24 protein-coding genes and 1 other annotated feature are annotated in these 22,804 nt (G+C 43.1%); of the genes, 20 read left to right on the top strand and 4 right to left on the bottom strand.

What is annotated here, in order from left to right:
• Positions 1-169: 169 nt before the first annotated feature.
• The 8 genes from cymR (at position 170) to MKZ03_RS11915 (ending at position 7,032) form a co-directional block, all read left to right on the top strand.
• The gene (gene cymR / locus MKZ03_RS11950; protein ID WP_012010726.1) at positions 170-589 is read left to right on the top strand and encodes a cysteine metabolism transcriptional regulator CymR; all 420 of its coding nucleotides are present in this window, start codon (positions 170-172) and stop codon (positions 587-589) included.
• An 18-nt stretch (positions 590-607) separates the two neighbouring features.
• On the top strand, positions 608-1,750 hold the full coding sequence (locus tag MKZ03_RS11945) for a cysteine desulfurase family protein (RefSeq protein ID WP_307499994.1): 1,143 nt from the start codon (positions 608-610) through the stop codon (positions 1,748-1,750).
• 95 nt (positions 1,751-1,845) lie between these two features.
• Positions 1,846-2,964 carry a tRNA 2-thiouridine(34) synthase MnmA gene (gene mnmA, locus MKZ03_RS11940; RefSeq protein ID WP_003216305.1) on the top strand — a complete coding sequence of 373 codons (1,119 nt, stop codon included), beginning with the start codon at positions 1,846-1,848 and terminating at the stop codon, positions 2,962-2,964.
• Positions 2,965-3,024: 60 nt separating this feature from the next.
• On the top strand, positions 3,025-3,678 hold the full coding sequence (locus MKZ03_RS11935) for a tetratricopeptide repeat protein (protein ID WP_307499993.1): 654 nt from the start codon (positions 3,025-3,027) through the stop codon (positions 3,676-3,678).
• A 19-nt stretch (positions 3,679-3,697) separates the two neighbouring features.
• Complete coding sequence (recD2, locus tag MKZ03_RS11930; protein WP_340973429.1) at positions 3,698-6,082, top strand: SF1B family DNA helicase RecD2; 2,385 nt, start codon at positions 3,698-3,700, stop codon at positions 6,080-6,082.
• Positions 6,083-6,156: 74 nt separating this feature from the next.
• Positions 6,157-6,675, top strand: a complete 519-nt coding sequence (locus MKZ03_RS11925; protein WP_045209900.1) for a PRC-barrel domain-containing protein — start codon at positions 6,157-6,159, stop codon at positions 6,673-6,675.
• A gap of 13 nt (positions 6,676-6,688) precedes the next feature.
• On the top strand, positions 6,689-6,880 hold the full coding sequence (locus tag MKZ03_RS11920; RefSeq protein ID WP_003216308.1) for a hypothetical protein: 192 nt from the start codon (positions 6,689-6,691) through the stop codon (positions 6,878-6,880).
• A 20-nt stretch (positions 6,881-6,900) separates the two neighbouring features.
• Positions 6,901-7,032 (top strand): YrzQ family protein, encoded by a 132-nt coding sequence (locus MKZ03_RS11915; protein WP_003216198.1) that lies wholly within the window; start codon positions 6,901-6,903, stop codon positions 7,030-7,032.
• Between the two features lie 35 nt (positions 7,033-7,067).
• On the opposite strand, the gene MKZ03_RS11910 is transcribed toward MKZ03_RS11915, so the two are convergent.
• The 4 genes from MKZ03_RS11910 to MKZ03_RS11895 all read right to left on the bottom strand — a co-directional run bounded on the left by MKZ03_RS11910 (position 7,068) and on the right by MKZ03_RS11895 (position 10,019).
• The gene (locus MKZ03_RS11910) at positions 7,068-7,718 is read right to left on the bottom strand and encodes an amino acid ABC transporter permease (RefSeq protein WP_060596860.1); all 651 of its coding nucleotides are present in this window, start codon (positions 7,716-7,718) and stop codon (positions 7,068-7,070) included.
• Between the two features lie 15 nt (positions 7,719-7,733).
• Positions 7,734-8,387 (bottom strand): amino acid ABC transporter permease, encoded by a 654-nt coding sequence (locus MKZ03_RS11905; RefSeq protein ID WP_060596859.1) that lies wholly within the window; start codon positions 8,385-8,387, stop codon positions 7,734-7,736.
• 80 nt (positions 8,388-8,467) lie between these two features.
• Entirely contained in the window at positions 8,468-9,277 is an 810-nt protein-coding gene (locus MKZ03_RS11900) for a transporter substrate-binding domain-containing protein (RefSeq protein ID WP_334749883.1), read from the bottom strand.
• Between the two features lie 13 nt (positions 9,278-9,290).
• Entirely contained in the window at positions 9,291-10,019 is a 729-nt protein-coding gene (locus tag MKZ03_RS11895) for an amino acid ABC transporter ATP-binding protein (protein ID WP_334749882.1), read from the bottom strand.
• 167 nt (positions 10,020-10,186) lie between these two features.
• Here MKZ03_RS11895 and MKZ03_RS11890 point away from each other — a divergent pair, with 167 nt between their 5' ends.
• The 12 genes from MKZ03_RS11890 (at position 10,187) to MKZ03_RS11835 (ending at position 22,801) form a co-directional block, all read left to right on the top strand.
• Entirely contained in the window at positions 10,187-11,251 is a 1,065-nt protein-coding gene (locus tag MKZ03_RS11890; RefSeq protein ID WP_341031899.1) for an AI-2E family transporter, read from the top strand.
• A gap of 43 nt (positions 11,252-11,294) precedes the next feature.
• Positions 11,295-11,503, top strand: a binding site (T-box leader).
• A gap of 80 nt (positions 11,504-11,583) precedes the next feature.
• The gene (gene alaS / locus MKZ03_RS11885; RefSeq protein WP_307499988.1) at positions 11,584-14,220 is read left to right on the top strand and encodes an alanine--tRNA ligase; all 2,637 of its coding nucleotides are present in this window, start codon (positions 11,584-11,586) and stop codon (positions 14,218-14,220) included.
• An 89-nt stretch (positions 14,221-14,309) separates the two neighbouring features.
• Positions 14,310-14,576 carry an IreB family regulatory phosphoprotein gene (locus tag MKZ03_RS11880; RefSeq protein ID WP_024718370.1) on the top strand — a complete coding sequence of 89 codons (267 nt, stop codon included), beginning with the start codon at positions 14,310-14,312 and terminating at the stop codon, positions 14,574-14,576.
• Between the two features lie 3 nt (positions 14,577-14,579).
• Positions 14,580-14,996: a Holliday junction resolvase RuvX gene (gene ruvX, locus MKZ03_RS11875; protein WP_034661502.1), complete on the top strand. Its 417-nt coding sequence runs from the start codon at positions 14,580-14,582 to the stop codon at positions 14,994-14,996.
• Between the two features lie 15 nt (positions 14,997-15,011).
• Positions 15,012-15,296 (top strand): DUF1292 domain-containing protein, encoded by a 285-nt coding sequence (locus MKZ03_RS11870; protein WP_034321391.1) that lies wholly within the window; start codon positions 15,012-15,014, stop codon positions 15,294-15,296.
• A gap of 154 nt (positions 15,297-15,450) precedes the next feature.
• On the top strand, positions 15,451-16,017 hold the full coding sequence (locus tag MKZ03_RS11865; protein ID WP_307499987.1) for a biotin transporter BioY: 567 nt from the start codon (positions 15,451-15,453) through the stop codon (positions 16,015-16,017).
• Entirely contained in the window at positions 16,014-17,477 is a 1,464-nt protein-coding gene (locus MKZ03_RS11860; protein ID WP_341031898.1) for an acyl-CoA synthetase, read from the top strand. The genes MKZ03_RS11865 and MKZ03_RS11860 overlap by 4 nt, the downstream gene beginning before the upstream one ends.
• Positions 17,465-18,553: an acetyl-CoA C-acyltransferase gene (locus MKZ03_RS11855; RefSeq protein WP_341031897.1), complete on the top strand. Its 1,089-nt coding sequence runs from the start codon at positions 17,465-17,467 to the stop codon at positions 18,551-18,553. Before MKZ03_RS11860 ends, MKZ03_RS11855 begins: the two co-directional genes overlap by 13 nt.
• Before the next feature lie 73 nt (positions 18,554-18,626).
• Positions 18,627-19,709, top strand: a complete 1,083-nt coding sequence (gene mltG, locus MKZ03_RS11850; protein WP_341031896.1) for an endolytic transglycosylase MltG — start codon at positions 18,627-18,629, stop codon at positions 19,707-19,709.
• 211 nt (positions 19,710-19,920) lie between these two features.
• Positions 19,921-20,586 carry an O-methyltransferase gene (locus tag MKZ03_RS11845; RefSeq protein WP_307499982.1) on the top strand — a complete coding sequence of 222 codons (666 nt, stop codon included), beginning with the start codon at positions 19,921-19,923 and terminating at the stop codon, positions 20,584-20,586.
• Entirely contained in the window at positions 20,583-21,512 is a 930-nt protein-coding gene (locus MKZ03_RS11840) for a peptidase U32 family protein (RefSeq protein ID WP_307499981.1), read from the top strand. Before MKZ03_RS11845 ends, MKZ03_RS11840 begins: the two co-directional genes overlap by 4 nt.
• Positions 21,513-21,532: 20 nt before the next feature.
• Positions 21,533-22,801 (top strand): peptidase U32 family protein, encoded by a 1,269-nt coding sequence (locus MKZ03_RS11835; protein WP_034661487.1) that lies wholly within the window; start codon positions 21,533-21,535, stop codon positions 22,799-22,801.
• The last annotated feature ends 3 nt before the right edge of the window (positions 22,802-22,804 follow it).

Raw genomic sequence — 22,804 nt, 5'->3', positions numbered from 1 at the left:
ACCGAAATTTCTTCAAATAGAAAAGGGATGCGTCCTCCTAAAGCGCTCAGAACCGGCAAATGAAAGTTGGCTGAAAGTATGATATAATTGCTTTTGGTCTATATATCAGCGTATATGAAATCAGAAAAATAATTGATGACATAGAATAGAAAACGCAGAGGTGTTTAACTTGAAAATTTCAACTAAAGGCAGATATGGTCTGACGATCATGATCGAATTAGCCAAAAAACATGGCGAAGGCCCCACATCATTAAAATCAATCGCTCAAAACAATAATTTGTCTGAGCATTATTTAGAGCAGCTTGTCTCACCACTTCGTAATGCCCGTCTTGTGAAAAGTATTCGCGGTGCATATGGCGGCTATGTTCTTGCACATGAACCAAACGAAATCACAGCCGGTGATATTATTCGTGTATTAGAAGGACCGATTAGTCCTGTCGAAGTCATCGAAAACGAAGAACCAGCAAAGCGTGAACTTTGGATTCGGATTCGTGATGCAGTAAAAGACGTACTAGACAATACAACTCTTGAAGACTTGGCAAGCTACACAGATGACGGAAATCAAGACGCGTATATGTTCTATATTTAGATCAGAGGTGTACCGGAAATGGAACGAATCTATTTAGATCATGCGGCCACAACGCCAATGGATCAGCGTATTGTGGACAAGATGATGCCTTACTTTACAGAGATATTTGGCAATCCCTCTAGTATTCATTCATATGGGCGCGAGGCAAGAAAGTGGCTCGATGAAGCAAGAGAAGTGATTGCAGGAGAATTACACTGTAAACCACAGGAGATCATCCTCACAAGCGGAGGAACAGAGGCGGACAACCTGGCGATTACAGGTGTGGCCATGGCAAGACAGCATAAAGGAAAACATATCATCACATCAAAAACAGAACATCATGCGGTGCTGCACACATGTGAACGCCTAGAGAAGCTAGGATTTGACGTGACATATTTAGATGTGGATGAAACTGGATTGATTCATCTTGAACAACTAAAACAAGCACTGAGAGATGATACGATTCTAGTGACCATCATGTACGGCAATAATGAAACAGGTGTGATTCAGCCAATCAAAGACATTGGCGAACTTTTATACAACCACACTGCTCATTTTCATACAGACGCCGTGCAGGCGTTTGGAACAATGCCTATTGATGTAGCAGACCTTCATATTGATCTCTTATCTGCTTCTGGCCATAAGCTAAATGGTCCAATGGGAACAGGCTTTTTATATGTAAACGAAGGCGTGAAACTTTCTCCGCAAATATTCGGAGGAGAACAAGAAAGAAAACGCCGTGCTGGCACTGAAAATGTGGCAGGGATCGTTGGACTTGCAGAAGCTGTTCAATTAACGAAGCAAAATAGAAGAGAAAAAGCCATGCATTATGGTAAGCTCAAAGAAATCATGCTGCAAGTATTCGAAGAGGAATCACTCAATTTCTCTGTCAATGGGCACCCGAAAGAGACATTGCCTCACATTTTAAATGTTCATTTCCCGGGCGTTTCCATCGAATCGTTACTTGTGAATTTAGATATGGAAGGAATTGCTGTTTCAAGTGGATCTGCATGTACGGCTGGATCCGTCCTTCCTTCGCACGTGTTAAGCGCCATGTATGGCGAAGAAGCAGACAAGCTGACGTCCTCAGTCAGAATAAGCTTCGGTCTTGGGAATGAAGAGGATCATGTGAAGCAGGCGGCGCGCAAGATAGCAGCTGTTGTCAAACGCTTAGCCAAATAAATGCTCCTCTTTTGTTCGTGTGTGAAAAATGAAACAGCCAAGCACCTGAAGAACGAAACGCACATGCTGTTTCATTGAAAATGGAGTTGATGAAGATGACAAAAAGACCAGAAGACACAAGAGTTGTGGTCGGTATGTCCGGAGGAGTCGATTCATCAGTTGCTGCTCTTATGCTAAAGGAGCAAGGCTATGATGTAATCGGCATATTTATGAAAAACTGGGATGACACAGATGAAAATGGTGTATGTACAGCAACGGAGGACTATGAGGATGTCATCCGCGTGTGTAACCAAATTGGAATCCCTTATTATGCGGTGAATTTCGAGAAGCAATATTGGGACAAAGTGTTTCAATATTTCCTTGATGAATATAAAGCGGGCAGAACGCCAAATCCAGATGTCATGTGTAACAAAGAAATTAAGTTCAAAGCGTTCCTCGAGCATGCATTGTCACTCGGTGCGGATTATTTAGCAACAGGCCACTATGCGCGCGTCGACAGAACTGGCGATGAAGTCAAAATGCTAAGAGGTCTTGATGCCAACAAAGACCAAACGTATTTCTTAAATCAGCTGACTCAGGAACAGCTTGATAAAGTCATGTTCCCAATCGGAGATTTAGAGAAGAAAAGGGTTCGTGAATTGGCAAAAGAAGCAGAGCTCGCAACAGCAACGAAAAAAGATTCAACGGGTATTTGCTTTATTGGGGAAAGAAACTTTAAAACATTCCTCAGTCAATATTTGCCTGCACAGCCTGGCGTGATGCAGACAATGGACGGAGAAGTCAAAGGTGAACATGATGGACTGATGTATTACACGATCGGTCAACGCCAAGGTCTTGGCATTGGCGGCAGCGGTGATCCTTGGTTTGTCGTTGGAAAAGACTTGGAACAAAATATCTTGTTTGTCGAACAAGGTTTCCACAATCCACTTTTATATTCTGAAAGCATTTCAGCCGTCAATATCAGCTGGACTCGTCCTCATATTGTCGGCGAAAATGGTGAATTAACATGCACAGCCAAATTCAGATACCGTCAAGAAGATCACCATGTGAAGGTCAAAATGACAGGTGAGCAAGAAGCGATGGTCATCTTTGATGAACCCGTTCGTGCTGTGACTCCAGGACAAGCGGTTGTCTTTTATGATGGCGACGAATGTCTTGGCGGCGGAACAATTGACGATGTTTTCAAGGACGGTCAAAAGCTGTCGTATGTGTAACATGTTTTCAAAACCTCAACGTCGCTGTTGAGGTTTTTTAATGAAAGGATGAGAGAGCGAATGAACTATAACGAAATCGGCATAAAAGCCTTAAATCAAGGCAACATCGAAAAAGCAGCTGAAGCTTTTACGAAAGCCATTGAAGAAAGCCCAAAAGACCCGGTTCCATATATTAACTTTGCGAACTTGCTTTCAAGTATCAATGAATTTGAACGTGCGTTAAACTTCTTTCAAAAAGCCATTGAACTTGATCACGCCGCAGCTGCAGCCTATTACGGGGCAGGAAATGTATACACATTAAAAGAAGACTTTATGAAAGCAAAAGACTATTTTGAACAAGCACTACAAGCTGGCATGGAAAATAGTGATTTATTTTATATGCTGGGGCAGACGCTCATCAAATTAGAGCAGCCGAAGCTTGCGATGCCCTATCTTCAGCGTGCCATCGAACTGAATGAAGAAGATAATGAAGCAAGATTCCAATTTGGCATGTGCTTAGCCAATGAACAATTGCTGGAAGAAGCGGTGACAACCTTTACCGAGGTGGTCGCGCGTGATCCGCAGCATGCAGATGCCTTTTATAATTTAGGGGTTGCGTATGCATACTTAGAGAAAAAAGACGAAGCACTTGAGATGCTAGGAAAAGCCATTGACGTGCAGCCTGACCATATGCTGGCACTACATGCGCAAAAGCTGATTCAAGAGGCAGAATAGACGGAAGGAGGGAAGACCTGTGCAGGAACATCCAGATCAAATGAAGCTTGAGGACGAACCGTTTTTAAAGGGGACAATTCAAGCCGTTATTTTCCATAATGAAAGTAATTTATACTCGGTGTTAAAGGTGAAAGTCATTGAAACATCGGAAAACTTAGAGGAAAAAACAGCATCTGTCACAGGCTACTTCCCAGCACTTCATGAGGAAGAAACTTACACCTTCTATGGCAAAGTCACAAGCCATCCGAAATTTGGTGAACAGTTTCAGGCCACTCATTTTCAAAAGGAAGTACCGACAACGAAGCAAGGAATCATTCATTATCTCTCAAGTGATTTATTTGAGGGGATAGGGAAAAAGACGGCGGAAGAAATTGTGGGGCAGCTTGGCAATCAGACGCTTCATAAAATTATGCGTGACCCAGCTGTTTTGTATGATGTTCCGCGCTTATCAAAAAAGAAGGCAGATAAGCTGGCCGCAGCGCTCCAGGAACATCAAGGATTGGAACAAATCATGATCAGCCTGAATCAATATGGCTTTGGTCCTCAGCTCAGCATGAAGATATACCAAGTGTACGAGAGTGAAACGCTGCAAAAGATTGAGGAAAACCCGTATCAGCTCGTCAAGGATGTTGAAGGGATCGGATTTATTAAGGCGGATGAGCTTGGCGCTAGAACCGGCATCTCAGGCAATGACCCAGAGCGAATCCGTGCAGCCCTGCTTTATACAGTTGAAACAGCCAGTCTTCAGGATGGTCATACGTACATACAAACGAAAGATTTGATCGTTGAAACCCGCAAGCTGCTCAATCAGACAGGCAATGAGTACAAAGTGACGGAAATGGATGTCGCCAATCAGATCATTGCACTTGGCGAAGGAAAAGAGATGATCATTGAAGATGAGCGCTGCTATCATCCGTCCTTATTTTATGCGGAGCAAAGTGTCGCCAAACGGATACAAAAGATCGTCTCCCAAACGGAATATGCAGATCAATTCCCTGAATCGGAATTCCTGCTCGCACTTGGCGAGCTTGAGGAACGGCTGGGCGTCCAGTATGCGCCGACACAAAAGGAAGCGATTCAAAAGGCACTCATGTCCCCGATGCTGCTTTTAACAGGCGGACCTGGGACTGGGAAGACAACGGTCATTAAAGGGATTGTTGAGCTTTACAGCGATCTTCACGGTGTATCTCTTGATCCGAGTGATTACAAAAAAGATGAATCCTTTCCATTTGTGCTTGCGGCGCCAACTGGACGAGCAGCTAAACGGATGACAGAATCAACAGGGCTTCCAGCTGTAACCATTCACCGTTTGCTCGGCTGGAACGGATCAGAGGGCTTTTCGCATGATGAGGAACAGCCGATTGAAGGAAAGCTTGTCATCATTGATGAATCAAGTATGCTGGATATTTGGCTTGCGAATCACTTGTTTAAAGCGATTCCTGATCATATCCAAGTGATCATGGTAGGAGATGAACATCAGCTTCCATCTGTCGGACCAGGCCAAGTGTTAAGGGATTTACTTGCCTCACAAGCCGTACCAGCTGTTACACTGACAGATATTTACCGGCAGGCAGACGGCTCCAGCATTGTTGAACTTGCACATGATATGAAAAATGGCGTACTGCCAAAAGATATTACCGCACGTTCAAAGGATCGATCTTTCATAAAATGCTCAGCTGATCAAATGAAAGAAGTGATTGAGAAAGTCGTCAGCAATGCTGCTCAAAAAGGCTATTCAGCAAAAGACATTCAAGTGCTTGCGCCAATGTATAAAGGGAAAGCAGGCATTAATGAGCTCAATAAAATGCTGCAGCACATTTTGAATCCTAAAAAACCAAAGGGCAGAGAAATCCCGTTTGGTGATGTGGTGTACCGGACCGGTGATAAAGTGCTTCAGCTTGTGAATCAGCCGGAAAATAATATTTTTAACGGTGATATCGGCGAAATTGTCTCGATTTTTTATGCGAAAGAAAACACGGAAAAAGAAGACATGGCTGTGATCTCCTTTGATGGGAATGAAATCACCTTTACAAAAAAGGATTTTCATCAATTTACACATGCCTATTGCTGCTCCATCCACAAATCACAAGGCAGTGAATTTCCAATCGTTGTGCTGCCAGTCGTGAGAAGCTACTACAGAATGCTGCGGCGAAATCTGCTGTACACAGCCATTACACGAAGTAAAAAGTTTTTAATCCTGTGCGGCGAGGAATCAGCGCTGGAGTGGGGCGTGAAAAACAATGAGGATTCGCTCAGACAAACGTCCTTAACGATGCGGCTGATGCAAACTGATGAAGTTATGGATGCGGAGCTTGCAGCGCTCCAAAAAGAACTTCCGTTTAGCGTACATGACGCAAATATTGGCATGGAGGGAATCACTCCATTTGATTTTATGCATGAATAAAAGGCTTCCATACGGGAGCCTTTTTAGCGTGAAAAGAAATCCTCATATTCCGTTCATGGAAGCCATTTCTTCGTATGAGTATCGAAGCAAACGCACACGATAAGACTGTTCCGCAAAAGGTGGTTGAGCACATTTTGAGAACATGTCGAGAGCTTGAAGGAATGTCAATCTATACAGGTGAGCTGTCTCATTCACTTGGTTCCATTAAAGATATTTGCTTATTAGCCGGAGGCAGCTGCGGAGGATATGTGTTAGATGGGAAAAAGAAAGACTGTGCACTCATTCCATTCTCTGCTGGTGATCAGCTGACAGACAAAGGCTTATATGTGAGCTGCCAGGAGGGAGTAGGCATGGATTCCTCTGCCCCATCCTTCTTATTTTCGAAATTGAAAAAGAAAATGATGCAGTCGCCTGAGGGTGAAAATTTAGGCATTTTGGAAGATGTATACTTTTGCACAAATTCGGGCACAATCGTAGCATATGAACTCTCGGACGGCTTCTTTACAGAGCTATCAGGGATTCGAAAACAGCTGCAGGCTGCCGGAACCTTGATCAACGTTCAAAAGGAAGCACTTGTTCTAAACCGAACGTAAAGAGGTGCTGATTATGCTCATTTGCCCAAATTGCAAATGTAAAGACATCGGAAAAATTGGGGTCAATCAATATTATTGCTGGGGCTGTTTTATTGAATTGACGCTGTCAAAAGGCAAAATATCTACACACCAAGTGGAAGAAGACGGGACACTAAGCAGCTTAGATGATCTGTTTAGTGATGATGAACGTTCAATTCAACTATAAGTGTTAAGGGGGAATTTCGAATGGGCAAAATGACTTCTTCACTATTAACGCTTGGTGCAGGTGCACTCGCATATCACTTTGCAAGTCGATATGATATGCCATCAAAGCGGGATATGAAAAAGCTAAGAAAACGTGTTATGAGAATGATGTAAACAAAAAGGCATCCGCCAAAAGCGGATGTCCTTTTTTATGCCTGCCTGTATTCTAATCGGCGTGCAAGTAGTGATAAGCTGAAATTGACGACAAAATACATCATCGCCGCTAATAGGAAGATGGGCAGTAAGTAAGATTGGCTCTGACCGTTTAATATTTGAGCGTGATGCAATAGTTCTGGAAGTGCAATGACAACAGCAAGCGACGTATCTTTTAAAAGAGAGATGAATTGACTGACAATTGGCGGCACCATTCGGCGTAAAGCCTGCGGCATAATAATCATTTTTAACGTTTGAATATAGGTTAAACCAGAAGACCTGGCTGCTTCGATCTGCCCCTTATCAATTGACTTTAAACCGCTTCGAATAATTTCTGACAGCATCGCTGATTCAAATACGGTTAAAGCTGCAATAGCCGAGGCTGTAATGCTCAGCTTAATGCCGATTTCGGGCAGTGCAAAATACGTAAAAAAGATGATCAATAAGAGCGGCAGGTTTCGAATGGTTTCTACGACGACTGCAAGTATCTTTGATAAAACCGGAATTTGAGCGAACCGCAATGTGCCAATGACTAATCCAATGAGAAAGCTCAAAATGATGGAGATAAAAGCCACTTTTAAGGTGACAGCAAATCCTTCAAGTAAAAAGGCGAGATGATCAGGCTGGTAGGCACCTATAAAATCCATGGTGTTTCCTCCTTTCTAGTGGCTTCTTGCTAATCTTTTTTCTAAATAACCAACGCCTATACTGAGCGGAATCGTTAATAGCAGATAGAACATGGCAACAAAGATGTAGACATCAAATGTCACAAATGTTCTAGAAGCGATGAGGTCTCCTTGATACATGAGATCAAACCCTGCAATGACACCTAAAATAGAGGAGTTTTTGACAAGGTTAATAAATTGATTCCCAAGAGGGGGAATGACAATTTTAATCGCCTGCGGCAGAATGATATACCGCATCGTCCCGCCATAGGATAGACCTGAAGCGCGGGCGGCTTCCATTTGTCCAAGCGGTACAGCTTGTATCCCTGCGCGAATGGCTTCAGCAATAAAGGCAGAAGTATAAATGGCAAGGGCAATGGTGCCAGCGGTGAAGCCATCTGCTACAATACCTAGCACGGGTAAACCAAAGAAGAAAACGAATGTAATCAATAATAACGGAATATTCCGAATAAATTCCACATAAGCCGTTCCTAACCAGTTGAGCGGCCTGAGTGGCGCAATTCTCATAATGGCAATGAGTGTACCGATCAAAAAGCTTCCAATCAAAGCAATGACACTTGCACCAATGGTATATTTAAAGCCTTCTACATAAAGATTGAAGTTTTCAGTGAGAATGGAAAACCGCAGCAATCAGTTCACTTCCTTCCTGATCAACAGGGGAGCCAATGAGCGGCTCACCCTAAGATAATAGGTCTTAACAAGTCAAACGGTTATTCTTTGATCCATTTTTGATGAATCTTGTCATACTCTCCATTGTCTTTTAAGGTTTTTAGGGCTTTATTGATCGCAGTTGTTAATTCCTGATCCCCTTTCTTTACAGCAATGCCATAAGGCTCATCTGTAAAGGTGCCGCCGACGACTTCGTAATTTGAATCCTCATCTGCCATACCAAATAAGATCGCATTATCAGTTGTCAGCACTTGCCCTTGGTTTGATTTTAAAGCTGTAAAAGCTTCCTGATAGTTCTCAAATTCTAATACAGACGCTTCAGGTGCTTTTTCGCGGATATTTTGAGAAGAAGTAGATCCTTTCACTGCAAGCACTTTCGTCCCTTTTTTAAGATCATCAATCGATTGAATGTCGCTTCCTTTTTTCACAAGCAGTGATTGTCCTGCTTCAAAGTAAACATCTGAGAAATTGACTTCTTTTTTACGCTCTTCGGTAATCGTCATGGTTGCGACGATCGCGTGAATATCTCCTTTTTGCAGTAAAGGGATTCTCGTTTTCGATGTCACTTCTTTGAATTCTGCTTTTTCTTCATCACCGAGCATTTCCTTTGCGATGGCTTTTGCTATATCGATATCAAATCCTTCGATATCTCCGCTGCTAGGATTTTTTAGACCGAAGAGACGTGTATCATTCTTGACCCCGAATATGATTTTTTTGTCTTTCTGAATGGCTTCTAAAGAGCTTCCTTGCTTTGCATTCGTCGAGCCTTTTTCAGCAGAGCCGCAAGCAGCTAAAGCGGCAATACAGCAAGTCATAAAGAGTAGTAGGCCAAAGCGTTTCATTTTTTTCATCAAATCTTTCCCCCTAGTGATTTAAAATACGGCTTAAAAAGAGCTGAGCGCGTTTCTCACGCGGTTTCTCATAAAATGCAGCCGGTGTTGACTCTTCAAGAACTCTGCCTTCATCAATAAAGACAATGCGGTCGGCCACTTCCCTGGCAAACCCCATCTCATGTGTGACGACAACCATGGTCATTCCTTCTCGGGCGAGCTGCTTCATCACATCTAGTACCTCTCCAATCATCTCTGGGTCGAGTGCCGATGTCGGTTCGTCGAACAGCATGACCTCTGGCTTCATCGCAAGCCCTCTTGCAATGGCAACACGCTGCTGCTGTCCGCCTGAGAGTCTTGAAGGGTAGGAATCGGCCTTATCAGGAATGCCGACTTTATTTAAATAAAATTCGGCTGTTTCCCTCGCTTCTTCCTTGCTCACCTTTTTCACCTTCATTGGCGCAAGCATAATGTTTTCAAGCACCGTTTTATGAGGATAGAGATGAAAATGCTGAAACACCATCCCGATATTTTGCCTGACAAGATTAATGTTGGTCTTCGGATGCTGAACAGGCACTTGGTTGACGAGTACCTTTCCCTCATCAATGCTTTCAAGACGATTGATGCATCTGAGCATCGTGCTTTTACCTGATCCTGAAGGACCGATGATCACGACCACCTCACCTTTTTGAATATGTAGGTTAATGTCCTTAAGTACATGGAACTGGCCATAATGCTTGTTGACTTCTTCGAATCTGATCATAAAAAACCTCCTCTTGTACATGATGGAATATTCAGTGGAGATATTTTAGTGACTTTTGATGGAGCTGTATGTTTCATGTGTATTCATTTTTAACAAAGTTAGGACAAATTTTATTTACATGGATAATTGCAGAAGAAGGTTAAACAATAAGAAAAGAGGTGAAAAAGGTGAAGAAACGTCCGATCCAATTTCTGATATATGCTGCAGGGGTCCTGCTTGTCCTTGCATCCTTGCTCATTTTACTGCAGCTCGACGAGTTATGGATGCCTATTTTTTTGTTGTTAAAGGCGGTTCTGATTCCGCTTCTCATTGCCATTTTTATTTCTTATCTGCTTTATCCGATAGTGGAAAGATTGCACGCGGGGGGCTTACCAAGGACTGTTAGTCTCTTATTGATTTATGTACTGTTTTTTGGCGGGATTGGGCTTGCGGTTTATAAAGGGGCACCGGTCATGATCAAGCAGTTAAATGAGCTGTCAGAACAAATTCCTGTGCTTGCCGAAACGTATAATGGCGCCTTATCTCATATTCATCGTCATACTAGCCATTGGCCCGACGGACTTCACGACCGGCTGGACCGTTTGATTGTCCAATCGGAGACTTATGCAGCTAACGGCGCAGAGCGGATGATTCTTAGCTGTAAAGTATTACTTGATTACGCATTAGTTGCAGCGCTCATTCCTTTTCTTGTTTTTTATATGGTGAAGGACATGAATACGATGAAGCGGGCTGCATGGTATTTAACGCCGCCCTCATTTCGGAAGAGGGGACATGCGTTTGTGAAGGCAGTTGATGAATCGCTTGGTAATTATATTAGAGGGCAGCTGCTTGTCTGTTCCTTAATCGGCGGTGCAGCAGCCATTGTGCTCTGGCTGTTTCATATCCCGTATCCGCTTGTCCTAGGTATGCTGATTGGCGCAACGAATGTCATTCCGTATTTTGGACCGATTATTGGCGCGATTCCCGCTGTCTTTATCGCGTTTACCATCTCGGTCAAATCGGTTATTATTGTGCTGATCACAGTAGCAGTGCTGCAATTTTTAGAAAGCAACGTCCTCAGCCCGATCATCGTAGGGAGAAGCCTTCATATGCATCCTGTCGTCATTATGCTTGTCTTGCTAGGAGGAGGAGAGTTATTTGGCTTAATTGGGATGATTTTAGCGGTACCTACAGCTGCTATAATCAGGGTGATCATTGTGCAATATATCCTCATGAGACGAAGCGTTCATTGACAAGAGGAGCCGAGTTGTCTATAATAATTTCGATTCATACATACTGAATTCAATGACGGACCCGAGTACGTTAAAAAGCTGTTGCAGAGAGAGGCTTTATTTTGCTGAGAAAAGCCTTATCAGACCTTTAACGGAAGCTAGTCCCGAGTGCAGATAAACACTGCCGCTCTCTTCCGGCGTTATCGGATGTGAAGGTGATAGACGAATAGGTCTATAATCAGGGTGGTACCGCGAGAGCATCTCGTCCCTGTGTAAGTCGTTTTGTGCTTGCATAGGGCGGGATGTTTTTTCGTTTGTGTGGAGATTGATGAATGATAAGGGAGGATTTTTGAATGAAAACTTTAACTTCAGCTCAAGTACGCCAAATGTTTTTAGACTTTTTTAAAGAAAAAGGACATGCTGTAGAACCGAGTGCGTCACTCGTACCGCATGATGATCCGACACTTTTGTGGATCAACAGCGGCGTGGCAACATTAAAGAAATACTTTGATGGCCGCGTCGTACCTGACAATCCGCGTATTTGCAACGCGCAAAAATCGATTCGTACAAATGATATTGAAAATGTAGGAAAGACAGCACGCCATCATACGTTCTTTGAAATGCTCGGCAACTTCTCTATTGGTGATTATTTTAAAGAAGAAGCGATTGAATGGGCGTGGGAATTCCTCACAAGTGACGAGTGGATTGGCTTTGATCCGAATTTGTTATCTGTAACTGTCCATCCAGAGGACGATGAGGCGTATGTTCTATGGAGAGATAAAATCGGTGTTCCTGAAGAACGTATTATTCGTCTTGAAGGAAACTTCTGGGATATTGGCGAGGGCCCAAGTGGACCGAATACGGAAATTTTCTATGACCGCGGCGAATCATACGGTGACGACATGAACGATCCAGAATTATATCCTGGCGGAGAAAATGAGCGTTATCTAGAAGTGTGGAACCTAGTGTTCTCTGAATTTAACCATAATCCAGATGGGTCATACACGCCGCTGCCGAAGAAAAACATTGATACAGGGATGGGTCTTGAACGAATGGTATCTGTCATTCAAAACGTGCCAACGAACTTTGATACAGATCTATTCATGCCAATTATTCGTGCTGTTGAAACCATCTCTGGAGAAAGCTATGGCGAGACAAAGGAAAAGGATACAGCATTTAAAGTAATTGCTGACCATATCCGGACGGTTGCCTTTGCTGTAAGTGATGGAGCGCTTCCTTCCAATGAAGGCCGAGGGTATGTGTTAAGACGTTTACTTCGCCGTGCAGTGCGTTATGCAAAAACCATTCACATTCACCGCCCGTTTATGTATGACCTAGTCCCAGTGGTTGCGGAAATCATGAAGGATTTCTACCCAGATGTACAAGCAAAAGAAGAATTTATTGCGAAAGTCATCAAAAATGAAGAAGAACGTTTCCATGAAACACTGAACGAAGGGTTAGCTATTTTGTCAGAAGTCATCAAAAAAGAAAGAGACAAAGGCAACACGCAGATTTCAGGTGAAGATGTCTTTAAACTGTATGACACGTATGGATTCCCTGTCGAGCTGACAGAAGAATACGCAGAAGATGAGAACATGACAGTGGATCGAGAAGGCTTCCAGGCTGAGATGGAGAAGCAGCGTGAACGAGCAAGAAATGCGAGACAAGATGTCGGCAGTATGCAGGTTCAAGGCGGCGCTCTAGGAGATATTAAAGTAGAAAGCACATTCGTTGGCTACGAAAATCTAACGGCAGATGCCCATATTGTCGAATTGCTTCAAAATGGTGAAATTGTCACAGAAGCACATGAAGGCGATACGGTACAAATCTTGTTAGATGAAACACCTTTCTATGCGGAAAGCGGCGGACAAGTGGCTGATAAAGGGACATTAAAAAGCGCTGAAGTCATCATCGACATTAAAGATGTGAAAAAGGCGCCAAACGGTCAGCATGTCCATGAGGGAGTGGTTGTAAGCGGTACAGCCAAAAAAGGACTTGAAGTCACTGCAGAAGTGGAATCAGCTCTTCGAAAAGGCATTGTGAAAAACCATACAGCGACACATCTTTTGCATCAGGCGCTAAAAGATGTATTGGGCAGCCACGTGAACCAAGCGGGATCATTGGTGAATGAAAACAGACTTCGCTTTGACTTCTCTCACTTTGGACAAGTGACAAAAGAAGAATTGTCTCAGATTGAAAAAATCGTGAACGAAAAAATCTGGGAAGGCATCTCTGTTGCGATTGACCTGAAGCCGATTGCTGAAGCAAAAGAAATGGGTGCAATGGCGCTCTTTGGCGAGAAGTATGGCGATATTGTCCGCGTGGTCCAGGTAGGCGATTACAGCATCGAGCTATGCGGCGGCTGTCACGTGCAAAACACGGCGGAAATCGGGTTGTTTAAAATTGCGTCTGAATCGGGTATTGGTGCTGGAACACGCCGGATTGAGGCTGTGACTGGTAAAGGTGCATACGAAGAATTAAATGACCAGCTGGCCATTTTAGAACAGGCAGCGAGTGAGCTGAAGTCAAATACGAAAGACGTACCAAAACGTATCGCCGCATTGCAGGCAGATTTAAAAGAGGCTCAAAGAGAAAACGAATCTCTTCTTGCAAAATTAAGCCAGGCTGAAGCAGGCTCTATTTTAGAGAAAGTGACAGAAATCAGCGGAGTGAAAGTGTTAACTGAAAAAGTAAACGCGAAAGACATGAACCATTTAAGAACAATGGTTGATGACTTAAAAGCCAAATTAGGATCAGCTGTCATTGTGCTCGGAGCCGTTCAAAACGGAAAAGTAAACATTTCAGCAGGAGTAACAAAAGACGTCATCGAAAAAGGTCTGCATGCAGGGAAACTTGTGAAGCAGGCAGCTGAAATCTGCGGCGGAGGCGGAGGCGGACGTCCAGACATGGCACAAGCAGGCGGTAAACAACCGGAAAAGCTAGAAGAAGCACTGGCAACTGTCGAAGAATCTGTCAAATCCGTTTTATAATCAGGCGATGTAGTGTAGAATAATGGTATTAGATGAGCGGTTAGAAAAAAGCTTGCTAGTAGAATGTTGGAAGAGAGGTGCAAGAAGCAGTGAGTTCATTTGATAAGACAATGAAGTTTAACTTCTCTGATGATTCAGCTGAAACCAATGTGAATGAAGTGCTCATTACAGTATATGACGCACTCCAAGAAAAAGGATACAACCCGATCAATCAAATTGTCGGATACTTGCTGTCAGGCGACCCTGCTTATATTCCAAGACATCAGGATGCACGCAACCTAATTCGTAAACTAGAACGAGACGAATTAATTGAGGAATTGGTTAAATCGTACTTAGAGACACATAAAGAGGCGTAAAACATGAGAATTTTAGGCTTGGATTTAGGCACGAAAACCCTTGGTGTTGCGATCAGTGATGAAATGGGATGGACAGCGCAAGGGATAGAAACAATTAAAATTGATGAAGCAGGCGGAGACTTCGGTCTCAGCCGCCTGTCTGAGATCGTCGCGCAATACGGAACGGATAAAATCGTACTTGGCTTTCCAAAAAATATGAACGGTACGGTCGGTCCTAGAGGCGAAGCCAGCCAATTATTTGCGAAAGTGTTAGAAAACACGTACAATGTTCCTGTTGTGCTTTGGGACGAGCGTCTGTCGACAATGGCAGCGGAAAAAATGCTCATCTCTGCAGATGTGAGCAGACAAAAGCGTAAAAAAGTCATTGATAAAATGGCGGCTGTTATGATCCTGCAAGGGTATTTAGACAGCTTAAATTAAAATGAGGTGAATCAAATGGAACACGGAGAAAAGCAAATTACAATCGTTGATGATAATGGAAATGAACAGCTTTGCGAAGTACTATTTACTTTTGAAAGCGACCATTTTAACAAATCATATGTTCTTTACTACCCAATTTCTGAGCAAGACAATGAAGAAATTGAAATTCATGCATCAAGCTTTACGCCGAACGAAGACGGTGAAGATGGCGAGCTAGAGCCTATTGAAACGGATGAAGAGTGGGACATGATTGAAGAAACGTTAAATACGTTCTTAGATCAAGAAGAAGACGAAGAATAGAACGAATAAAAGGCCTGTGAACGGATCTTAGTGATCTTTCTTCACAGGTCTTTTTTTACGATCAATATGTTAACTTTATTTTATTTTATGTTGACATAATAAACTGTACCTTTTACTCTATTTTTAACAATGAATTGAGTGAGGGGTATGAATATTGAAAATTCAAGACATGATGCAAATGGCTTTAATGACAGCGGTTATCGGGATGTTAGGGTTGATCCCGCCGATTTTACTTACGTTTACACCTGTACCAATCACATTGCAAACGGCAGGTCTTTTGCTTGCTGGGGGGCTGTTAAAGCCAAAACAGGCACTGATCAGTTTACTTCTGTTCCTCTTGGTTGTGGCAGCAGGCGCACCTCTTTTGTCTGGTGGGAGAGGCGGAATAGGGGTCTTTTTTGGACCAAGCGGTGGTTTTTTACTAGCTTATCCAGTGGCTGCTCTTATGATCAGTTTTTGGCTGAACCGACTAAAAAAAGTGACCGCTCTGCGTCTTTTTATGATCTATGCGGTATGCAGTATCGGGATTTTATATCTATGCGGTATTCCTTTTCAAGCCATGATGATGGATATAAAGGTCACTCAGGCAGCTCTTCTTAGTCTGATTTATATTCCAGGTGATCTCACCAAAGCGGGCATGTGTGCCGTTCTCACGGTGAAAATCATTGAGGCCATGTCATATCGAAAAAGGGATGTGCATAAAGGGAGGCGTGCGGTTTGAACAGAATAACGGATAGCTATACATTACATGCAGAAATGAACCCAGATCATATCGCTATCATTGATGGAAAAGAAAGGATCACTTATCAAGATTGGTATGAACGTGTCCAGATATCGGCACAATGGCTGCAACGAACGGCTCATGAGCAAAAAAGAGTCGCTTTTTTATTATCAAATGGTGCTTCTTTCTTGCAAATATTTGCTGGCGCTGCTTGTGCAGGGTGGACAGCTATCCCGCTTGATCCGAGATGGGGCCATGAGGAATGTGTAGAAAAGCTCTTGTTAAGTGAGGCAGCTCTCGTCATTATAGAGGATCGATATATGAAAAGATTTGAAAAACACAGCGTAGACATGCCGGTTTTTTCTTTATCTGAATGGAAGGAAAGAATGAGCCTGATCACACAAGGTCCATATAACAAAAGCGACAGCGAGAACGACCCTGTCTTTTATATGGGATTTACGTCAGGATCAACGGGTTCACCTAAAGCCTTTATCAGGCGTCAGCAGTCATGGATCGAAAGCTTTCGAACGACAGCGGATACATTTGGAATCACTCATCAAGATCATGTTCTTATAGCAGGCACACTCTTATCCTCTCACTTTTTATATGGTGCCATCAGTACCCTATACTTAGGCGGCACAGTGACGCTTTTAGAAAAATTCACGCCAGTGAAAGCAAAGAAAGCTTTAGAGACAGGAGACATCACTGTTATGTATACTGTCCCGACAATGACAGAATCGTTACTGCAAATTAATGCTTTTGACGGAGACAATCCGTTTCTTGTCATATCATCTGGAGCAGATTGGGGCATCTCTTCAAAAAAACAACTCGTCACCAACTATCCTCATGTCACTTTTTTTGATTTTTACGGCACATCAGAGTTAAGCTTTGTTTCCTACTTATCTTCAAATGACTTTCTGCAAAAACCTTCTTCTGTCGGACGACCCTTTTCTTCCATTCAAGTCGAAGTGAGGCGGGCCGATCAATCTGTCTGCCAGCCAAATGAGACAGGAAGAATTTATGTGAAGAGCCCAATGTCTTTTTCAGGCTACTTACATGAGGTGAAACCGCCGGAGGAGTGGCTGACAGTTTATGATATGGGCTGGATGGATGAAGACGGCTATTTGTATATGAGTGGCCGTGAGAATGGCATGATCGTCTATGGGGGGCTGAATATTTTTCCGGAGGAAATTGAACGCATGCTAAATGAACAGCCCGAGGTGAAGCGGTCGATTGTGGTTGGCGTTCCTGACCCATATTGGGGTGAAATTCCTGTTGCCATTATTGAAGAAGGACAGCAGACAAAGACGGTTCGGCAAGCTGTCAAAGAAAAATTGGCTGCCTACAAGATGCCTAAAAAATGGCTTGTCATTGATCAAATGATTGAAACATCTGGAGGGAAATTAGCACGTGCCAGCATGAAAAAGTGGGCGGAGGAGCAGTTGTCATGCAAGCAGTAATCGTACAAGCAAAACGGACACCCTTCGGTGATAAAAACGGGATGCTGAAGGATTATCGTCCAGAGCAATTAGCCGCGCCCCTTATTCAGCATTTGTCTCAAGGGATGACGCCGGACGACGTCATATTAGGCAATGTTGTAGGAGGCGGCGGAAATATGGCCCGTCTGTCCTCATTAGAAGCAGGGCTTTCTTTGCACGTTCCTGGTATGACGATTGATAGGCAGTGTGCCTCTGGTCTAGAAGCAATCCGAACAGCTTGCGTCATGGTTCAATCAGGGGAAGGCTCAATGTATATCGCTGGCGGGACTGAGAGCATTTCCAGATCACCAATGAAAGAAAGAGCGCGCTTTTCACCTGAATGGATAGGAGATCCGGCTATGGGAGAAGCAGCAGAGCTGACCGCATCGACATTTTCTGTGACAAGAAAAGAACAAGATGACTATGCGCAATTAAGCTGGGAAAGAAGTATAGACGCAATCAAACGTGGTACATATTCAGAGGAAATTGTTTCGATTAGCGGATTGAGCATTGATGAAGCGGCCGCTAAAATAAGACCGATGGAGAAGCTGATCCAGCGGGCAAAGCCTGTATTTTCACCGGGAAAAGGAACTGTGACTGCCGCCAATAGCTGCAAAGAAGCAGACGGGGCAGCAGCGGTCGTTGTGATGGAAAGAGCGTTAGCGGAGGCGAATGATTTTCAGCCGATGCTGCGATATGCCGGAAGTGCTGTGACGGCGATGCATCCACATTTTCCAGCTGCTGCGCCGATTGATGCGATCAAGAAACTTCTAGATCAAAAGAAAATTAAGGCAGAGGATGTAGCGCTGGTTGAAATCAATGAAGCCTTTGCTCTGAAAATAGCGCTGATTGCTCGTACGCTTGGTATTCCTTATGACCGGATCAATAAAAGAGGCGGTGCACTTTGTCTTGGTCATCCATACAGCGCATCGGGAGCTGCTATGATGGTGAGACTATTTTACGAAGCACGCGCTTTACCAAATGGAAGCTATGTCATGGCTGCTATTGGAAGCGGTGGCGGCGTTAGTTTAGCCGTATTATGTCAAGTTCTGTCATGAAATGCATGAGCAAGTAATTGCCGAACTCCGTCGAATCATGTACTATAAAAGCTAGATGTGAGGAGGGCCATGCATGTTTTCAGAACAAAAGAAACGACCATTTTTTAAAAGAAAAATGGGGATCGTCCTGTTATCTGTTCTTGCTGTCATCATCATTGCAGCATTATCAGGCTTTTTATATGTTAAATCAGCACTTGGACCGGTCGATCAAAAAAGCAAACAAACGATTAATATTCATATTCCAAATGGGACATCTGTCCGTGAGATTGCGGGCATTTTAAAAGAAAATGGGCTCATTTCGAATGACACGATTTTCACTTATTATGCAAAATACAAAAATGCGTCCGGATTTAAAGCAGGGTATTTTCATTTAAAACAAACGATGGACGCAGACAAGCTGATTCAAAAGCTGACATCTGGAGGGACAGACTACGCCTTTCAGCTTGTGATTCCAGAAGGAAAACAGCTGTCTGATATTGCGGCGGTTATTGCAAACCAGACGCATTTTTCAGCCAAGGAAGTGGAAGCAAAGCTTGATGATCCTGCGTTTATTCAAACGTTAATGAAAAAATATCCGAAAACGGTGACATCACAGGTAAAAGGCAAACAGGTGAAACATCCGCTAGAAGGTTATTTATTCCCTGCGACGTATCCATTTTATCGCGAGGATGAATCACTCGAAACGATCATTGAAACAATGATTAAACAAACAGATCAATACGTGAAAACGTATGAAAAAGACATGAAAAAGACAAACATGTCCATACATGATGTGTTAACGATGGCATCACTGATTGAAATGGAAGCGACGGAAAAGACGGATCGAGCAAAAATCTCTAGTGTATTTTATAACCGGTTGAAAAAGGACATGCCGCTTCAAACCGACCCAACCGTTCTTTATGCACTGGGTGAGCATAAATCCCGCGTTTATTACAAAGACCTTAAGGTGAAATCTCCTTATAATACGTATAATAACAAGGGGCTGCCGCCTGGACCTATTGCAAATGCTGGTGAATCTTCCTGGAAAGCCGCACTGCATCCAGAGAAAACGGATTATGTGTACTTCCTTGCGAAGAAAAATGGAGAAGTCGTCTTTACGAAAACGTTAAATGAGCACAACAAAGCGAAAGCAAAATACATCACAGGCAGTAATTAATGTACATGTGAATCGAAAAAGACTGTAGACAATACAAGATTGCCTGCAGTTTTTTTCGTTGGAATATCCATTTTATAGGTTCGCAATTACCACTTCTTTGTGGTAAAATATATCGGGTTGTTTTTACTTAGATGAACGAAAGATTGACGAGAAAGAGAGCTGCAATAGGCAGGACTCTTCTTTTTCAGGTCATGAAGGAGCTAGACAAATAATGACTATCGAAGATGATCAAATCAACGATTATATTGAACATTTAATTCACCCAAGTCCTGATGCAATCGCTCAATTAGAGGTATACGCAAAAGAGCACCATGTGCCAATTATGGAAAAGGTGAGCATCGAACTTTTACTGCAGCTGCTGTCGATGAAAAAGCCGAAGAAAATTCTTGAGGTTGGGACAGCGATTGGCTACTCCGCCATTCGAATGGCGACAGCTCTGCCAGATGCTGAGATTTATACGATTGAGCGAAATGCAAAACGCTATGAAGAGGCGACACGGAACATTGAGGAATTAAAGTTAAAAGAAAGAATACACGTGTTCTTTGGTGATGCCATGGAATCGGCTAAAACGGTCCAAACGATGGCGCCCTATGACGTGATCTTTATTGATGCCGCAAAAGGGCAGTACAAACGTTTTTTTGAGCTGTTTGAACCGATGCTTGCTCATGACGGAATGATTATTACAGACAACGTATTATTCAAAGGCTTAGTGGCAACGAATTATGAAGATGAAATTGAAGATAAACGAAAAAAACAATTAATTGGAAAAATTGATCGATACAATCAATGGCTCATGTCAAACCCTGATTTCCAAACGTGTATTATTCCAGTTGGAGACGGGATCGCCATTAGTACAAAAAGAGGTGACCAATCATGAAAAAACCAGAATTGCTTGTGACGCCAAGCAAGGTGTCAGACGTACTGCCATTAATCGAGGCGGGAGCTGATGCATTCTTCATAGGCGAACAAACATACGGTATTCGTCTTGCAGGCGAGTTTTCAAGAGAAGATGTGAAGCAGACGGTTGAGCTTGCACATGCGCATCACAAAAAAGTGTATGTGGCGATGAACGCGATTTTTCATAATGACCGTGTGCAGCTGCTTGGAGATTATTTAACCTTTCTCGATGCATTAAACATAGATGGCGTCGTCTTTGGAGACCCGGCCGTGATTATGGCGGCGAAGGAAACAGGAGTAAGCCTGAATCTTCACTGGAGTACAGAAACGACTGGGACAAACTATTACACTTGTAACTACTGGGGCAGAAAAGGCGCAACGCGTGCTGTTCTTGCCAAAGAACTGAACATGGACAGTGTAATCGACATCAAAGAAAATGCTGAGGTGGAAATCGAAATTCAAGTCCATGGCATGACATGTATGTTTCAATCGAAACGTACGCTCATTGGCAACTACTTTGAATACCAAGGCAAACAAATGGACGTTGAAGGCAGAAATATGGAGGAAGGACTATTCCTTCATGACCAGGAACGTCAAAACAAATACCCTATTTTCGAGGATGCAAACGGCACACATATTATGAGTCCTAATGATGTGTGTATGATTGACGAATTAGAAGAATTTGTTGACGCAGGCATTGACTCATTTAAAATTGACGGAATTTTAAAGTCACTTTCTTATATGACAGAGGTGACGTCACTATATAGAAAAGCAATTGATTTATTAGTGGCTGACAAAGACGCCTATGAAGATCAGAAAGAGGACTGGGTGAAGCGGATTGAAGAGATTCAGCCTTTCAACCGTTCAATCGATACAGGGTTCTTCTTTAAAGAAACGGTTTATTAATATAAGAGGAGGCAGAGGAAATGGCACTATTGAAAGATGGTATTTCTGAAATGATTGATGGAAAACGTGTCATTACAAAAAAACCAGAACTGCTTGCACCAGCAGGAAACTTGGAAAAGCTGAAAATTGCTGTACATTACGGAGCAGACGCGGTCTTTATTGGCGGGAAAGAATTTGGACTTCGCTCAAATGCCGATAACTTTTCAATTGAAGAAATGGCTGAAGGCGTCGCATTTGCAAACAAATACGGTGCACGAATTTATGTGACAACGAATATCTTTGCCCACAACGAAAACATGGACGGACTTGAGGAATACCTTCAAGGGATTGAAGGCGCTGGAGTAGCGGGCATTATTGTGGCTGACCCGCTGATCATTGAAACGTGTAAACGTGTCGCACCGAAGCTTGAAGTCCATTTAAGCACACAGCAATCTCTTTCGAATTGGAAAGCTGTTCAGTTTTGGAAGGAAGAAGGTCTTGAGCGTGTGGTGCTTGCTCGCGAGACAAGTGCGCTGGAAATTAGAGAAATGAAAGAAAAGGTCGATATTGAAATTGAAACGTTCATTCACGGTGCAATGTGTATTGCTTACTCTGGCCGCTGCGTGCTCAGTAACCACATGACGGCAAGAGATTCTAACCGCGGAGGCTGCTGCCAGTCCTGCCGCTGGGATTATGATCTTTATAAACTAGAAGGTTCTGAGGAAGCGCCATTGTTTGGAGAGGAAGACGCACCATTTGCGATGAGTCCAAAAGACTTAAAGCTTGTCGAATCCATTCCTCAAATGATCGAAATGGGAATTGACAGCTTGAAAATCGAAGGGCGAATGAAATCAATTCATTATGTGGCAACTGTCGTGAGTGTATATCGCAAAGTCATTGACGCCTATTGTGCTGACCCGGACAATTTTGTCATTCAGCAGGAATGGTTAGATGAACTAGATAAATGCGCAAACCGTGACACAGCGCCAGCCTTTTTCGAAGGTGTACCAGGAACGGATGAACAAATGTTTGGCATTCATGGAAAGAAAACGACATTTGATTTCGCAGGTCTCGTTCTTCATTATGATGAAAAAGAACAAATCGTCACATTGCAGCAGCGCAACTTCTTTAAAGCTGGCGATGAAGTCGAATTTTTCGGACCAGAAATTGAGAATTTCACATGCAAAATTGAGACGATTTGGGATGAAAAAGGAAATGAACTAGATGCCGCTCGTCATCCGCTGCAAATCGTAAAATTCAAGCTCGATCAAAAAGTATACCCTAGCAACATGATGAGAAAGGGGAAATAACAG

This window comes from Bacillus sp. FSL R5-0431, from assembly GCF_038002985.1.
GTDB lineage: Bacteria > Bacillota > Bacilli > Bacillales > Bacillaceae > Bacillus.
The sequence above is the reverse complement of the archived record's forward strand: the minus strand, read 5'-3'. Positions and strand labels throughout refer to the sequence as shown.

Coding starts and splice junctions, on each gene's coding strand:
- MKZ03_RS11840 (WP_307499981.1), top strand. CDS start 20,583: ATGAAAAAACCAGAATTGCTTGTGACGCCAAGCAAGGTGTCAGACGTA.
- MKZ03_RS11935 (WP_307499993.1), top strand. CDS start 3,025: ATGAACTATAACGAAATCGGCATAAAAGCCTTAAATCAAGGCAACATC.
- MKZ03_RS11900 (WP_334749883.1), bottom strand. CDS start 9,277: ATGAAAAAAATGAAACGCTTTGGCCTACTACTCTTTATGACTTGCTGT.
- MKZ03_RS11855 (WP_341031897.1), top strand. CDS start 17,465: ATGCAAGCAGTAATCGTACAAGCAAAACGGACACCCTTCGGTGATAAA.
- MKZ03_RS11925 (WP_045209900.1), top strand. CDS start 6,157: ATGAGTATCGAAGCAAACGCACACGATAAGACTGTTCCGCAAAAGGTG.
- MKZ03_RS11920 (WP_003216308.1), top strand. CDS start 6,689: ATGCTCATTTGCCCAAATTGCAAATGTAAAGACATCGGAAAAATTGGG.
- MKZ03_RS11945 (WP_307499994.1), top strand. CDS start 608: ATGGAACGAATCTATTTAGATCATGCGGCCACAACGCCAATGGATCAG.
- MKZ03_RS11910 (WP_060596860.1), bottom strand. CDS start 7,718: ATGGATTTTATAGGTGCCTACCAGCCTGATCATCTCGCCTTTTTACTT.
- MKZ03_RS11870 (WP_034321391.1), top strand. CDS start 15,012: ATGGAACACGGAGAAAAGCAAATTACAATCGTTGATGATAATGGAAAT.
- alaS (WP_307499988.1), top strand. CDS start 11,584: ATGAAAACTTTAACTTCAGCTCAAGTACGCCAAATGTTTTTAGACTTT.
- MKZ03_RS11835 (WP_034661487.1), top strand. CDS start 21,533: ATGGCACTATTGAAAGATGGTATTTCTGAAATGATTGATGGAAAACGT.
- mnmA (WP_003216305.1), top strand. CDS start 1,846: ATGACAAAAAGACCAGAAGACACAAGAGTTGTGGTCGGTATGTCCGGA.
- mltG (WP_341031896.1), top strand. CDS start 18,627: ATGTTTTCAGAACAAAAGAAACGACCATTTTTTAAAAGAAAAATGGGG.
- MKZ03_RS11915 (WP_003216198.1), top strand. CDS start 6,901: ATGGGCAAAATGACTTCTTCACTATTAACGCTTGGTGCAGGTGCACTC.
- MKZ03_RS11895 (WP_334749882.1), bottom strand. CDS start 10,019: ATGATCAGATTCGAAGAAGTCAACAAGCATTATGGCCAGTTCCATGTA.
- ruvX (WP_034661502.1), top strand. CDS start 14,580: ATGAGAATTTTAGGCTTGGATTTAGGCACGAAAACCCTTGGTGTTGCG.
- MKZ03_RS11845 (WP_307499982.1), top strand. CDS start 19,921: ATGACTATCGAAGATGATCAAATCAACGATTATATTGAACATTTAATT.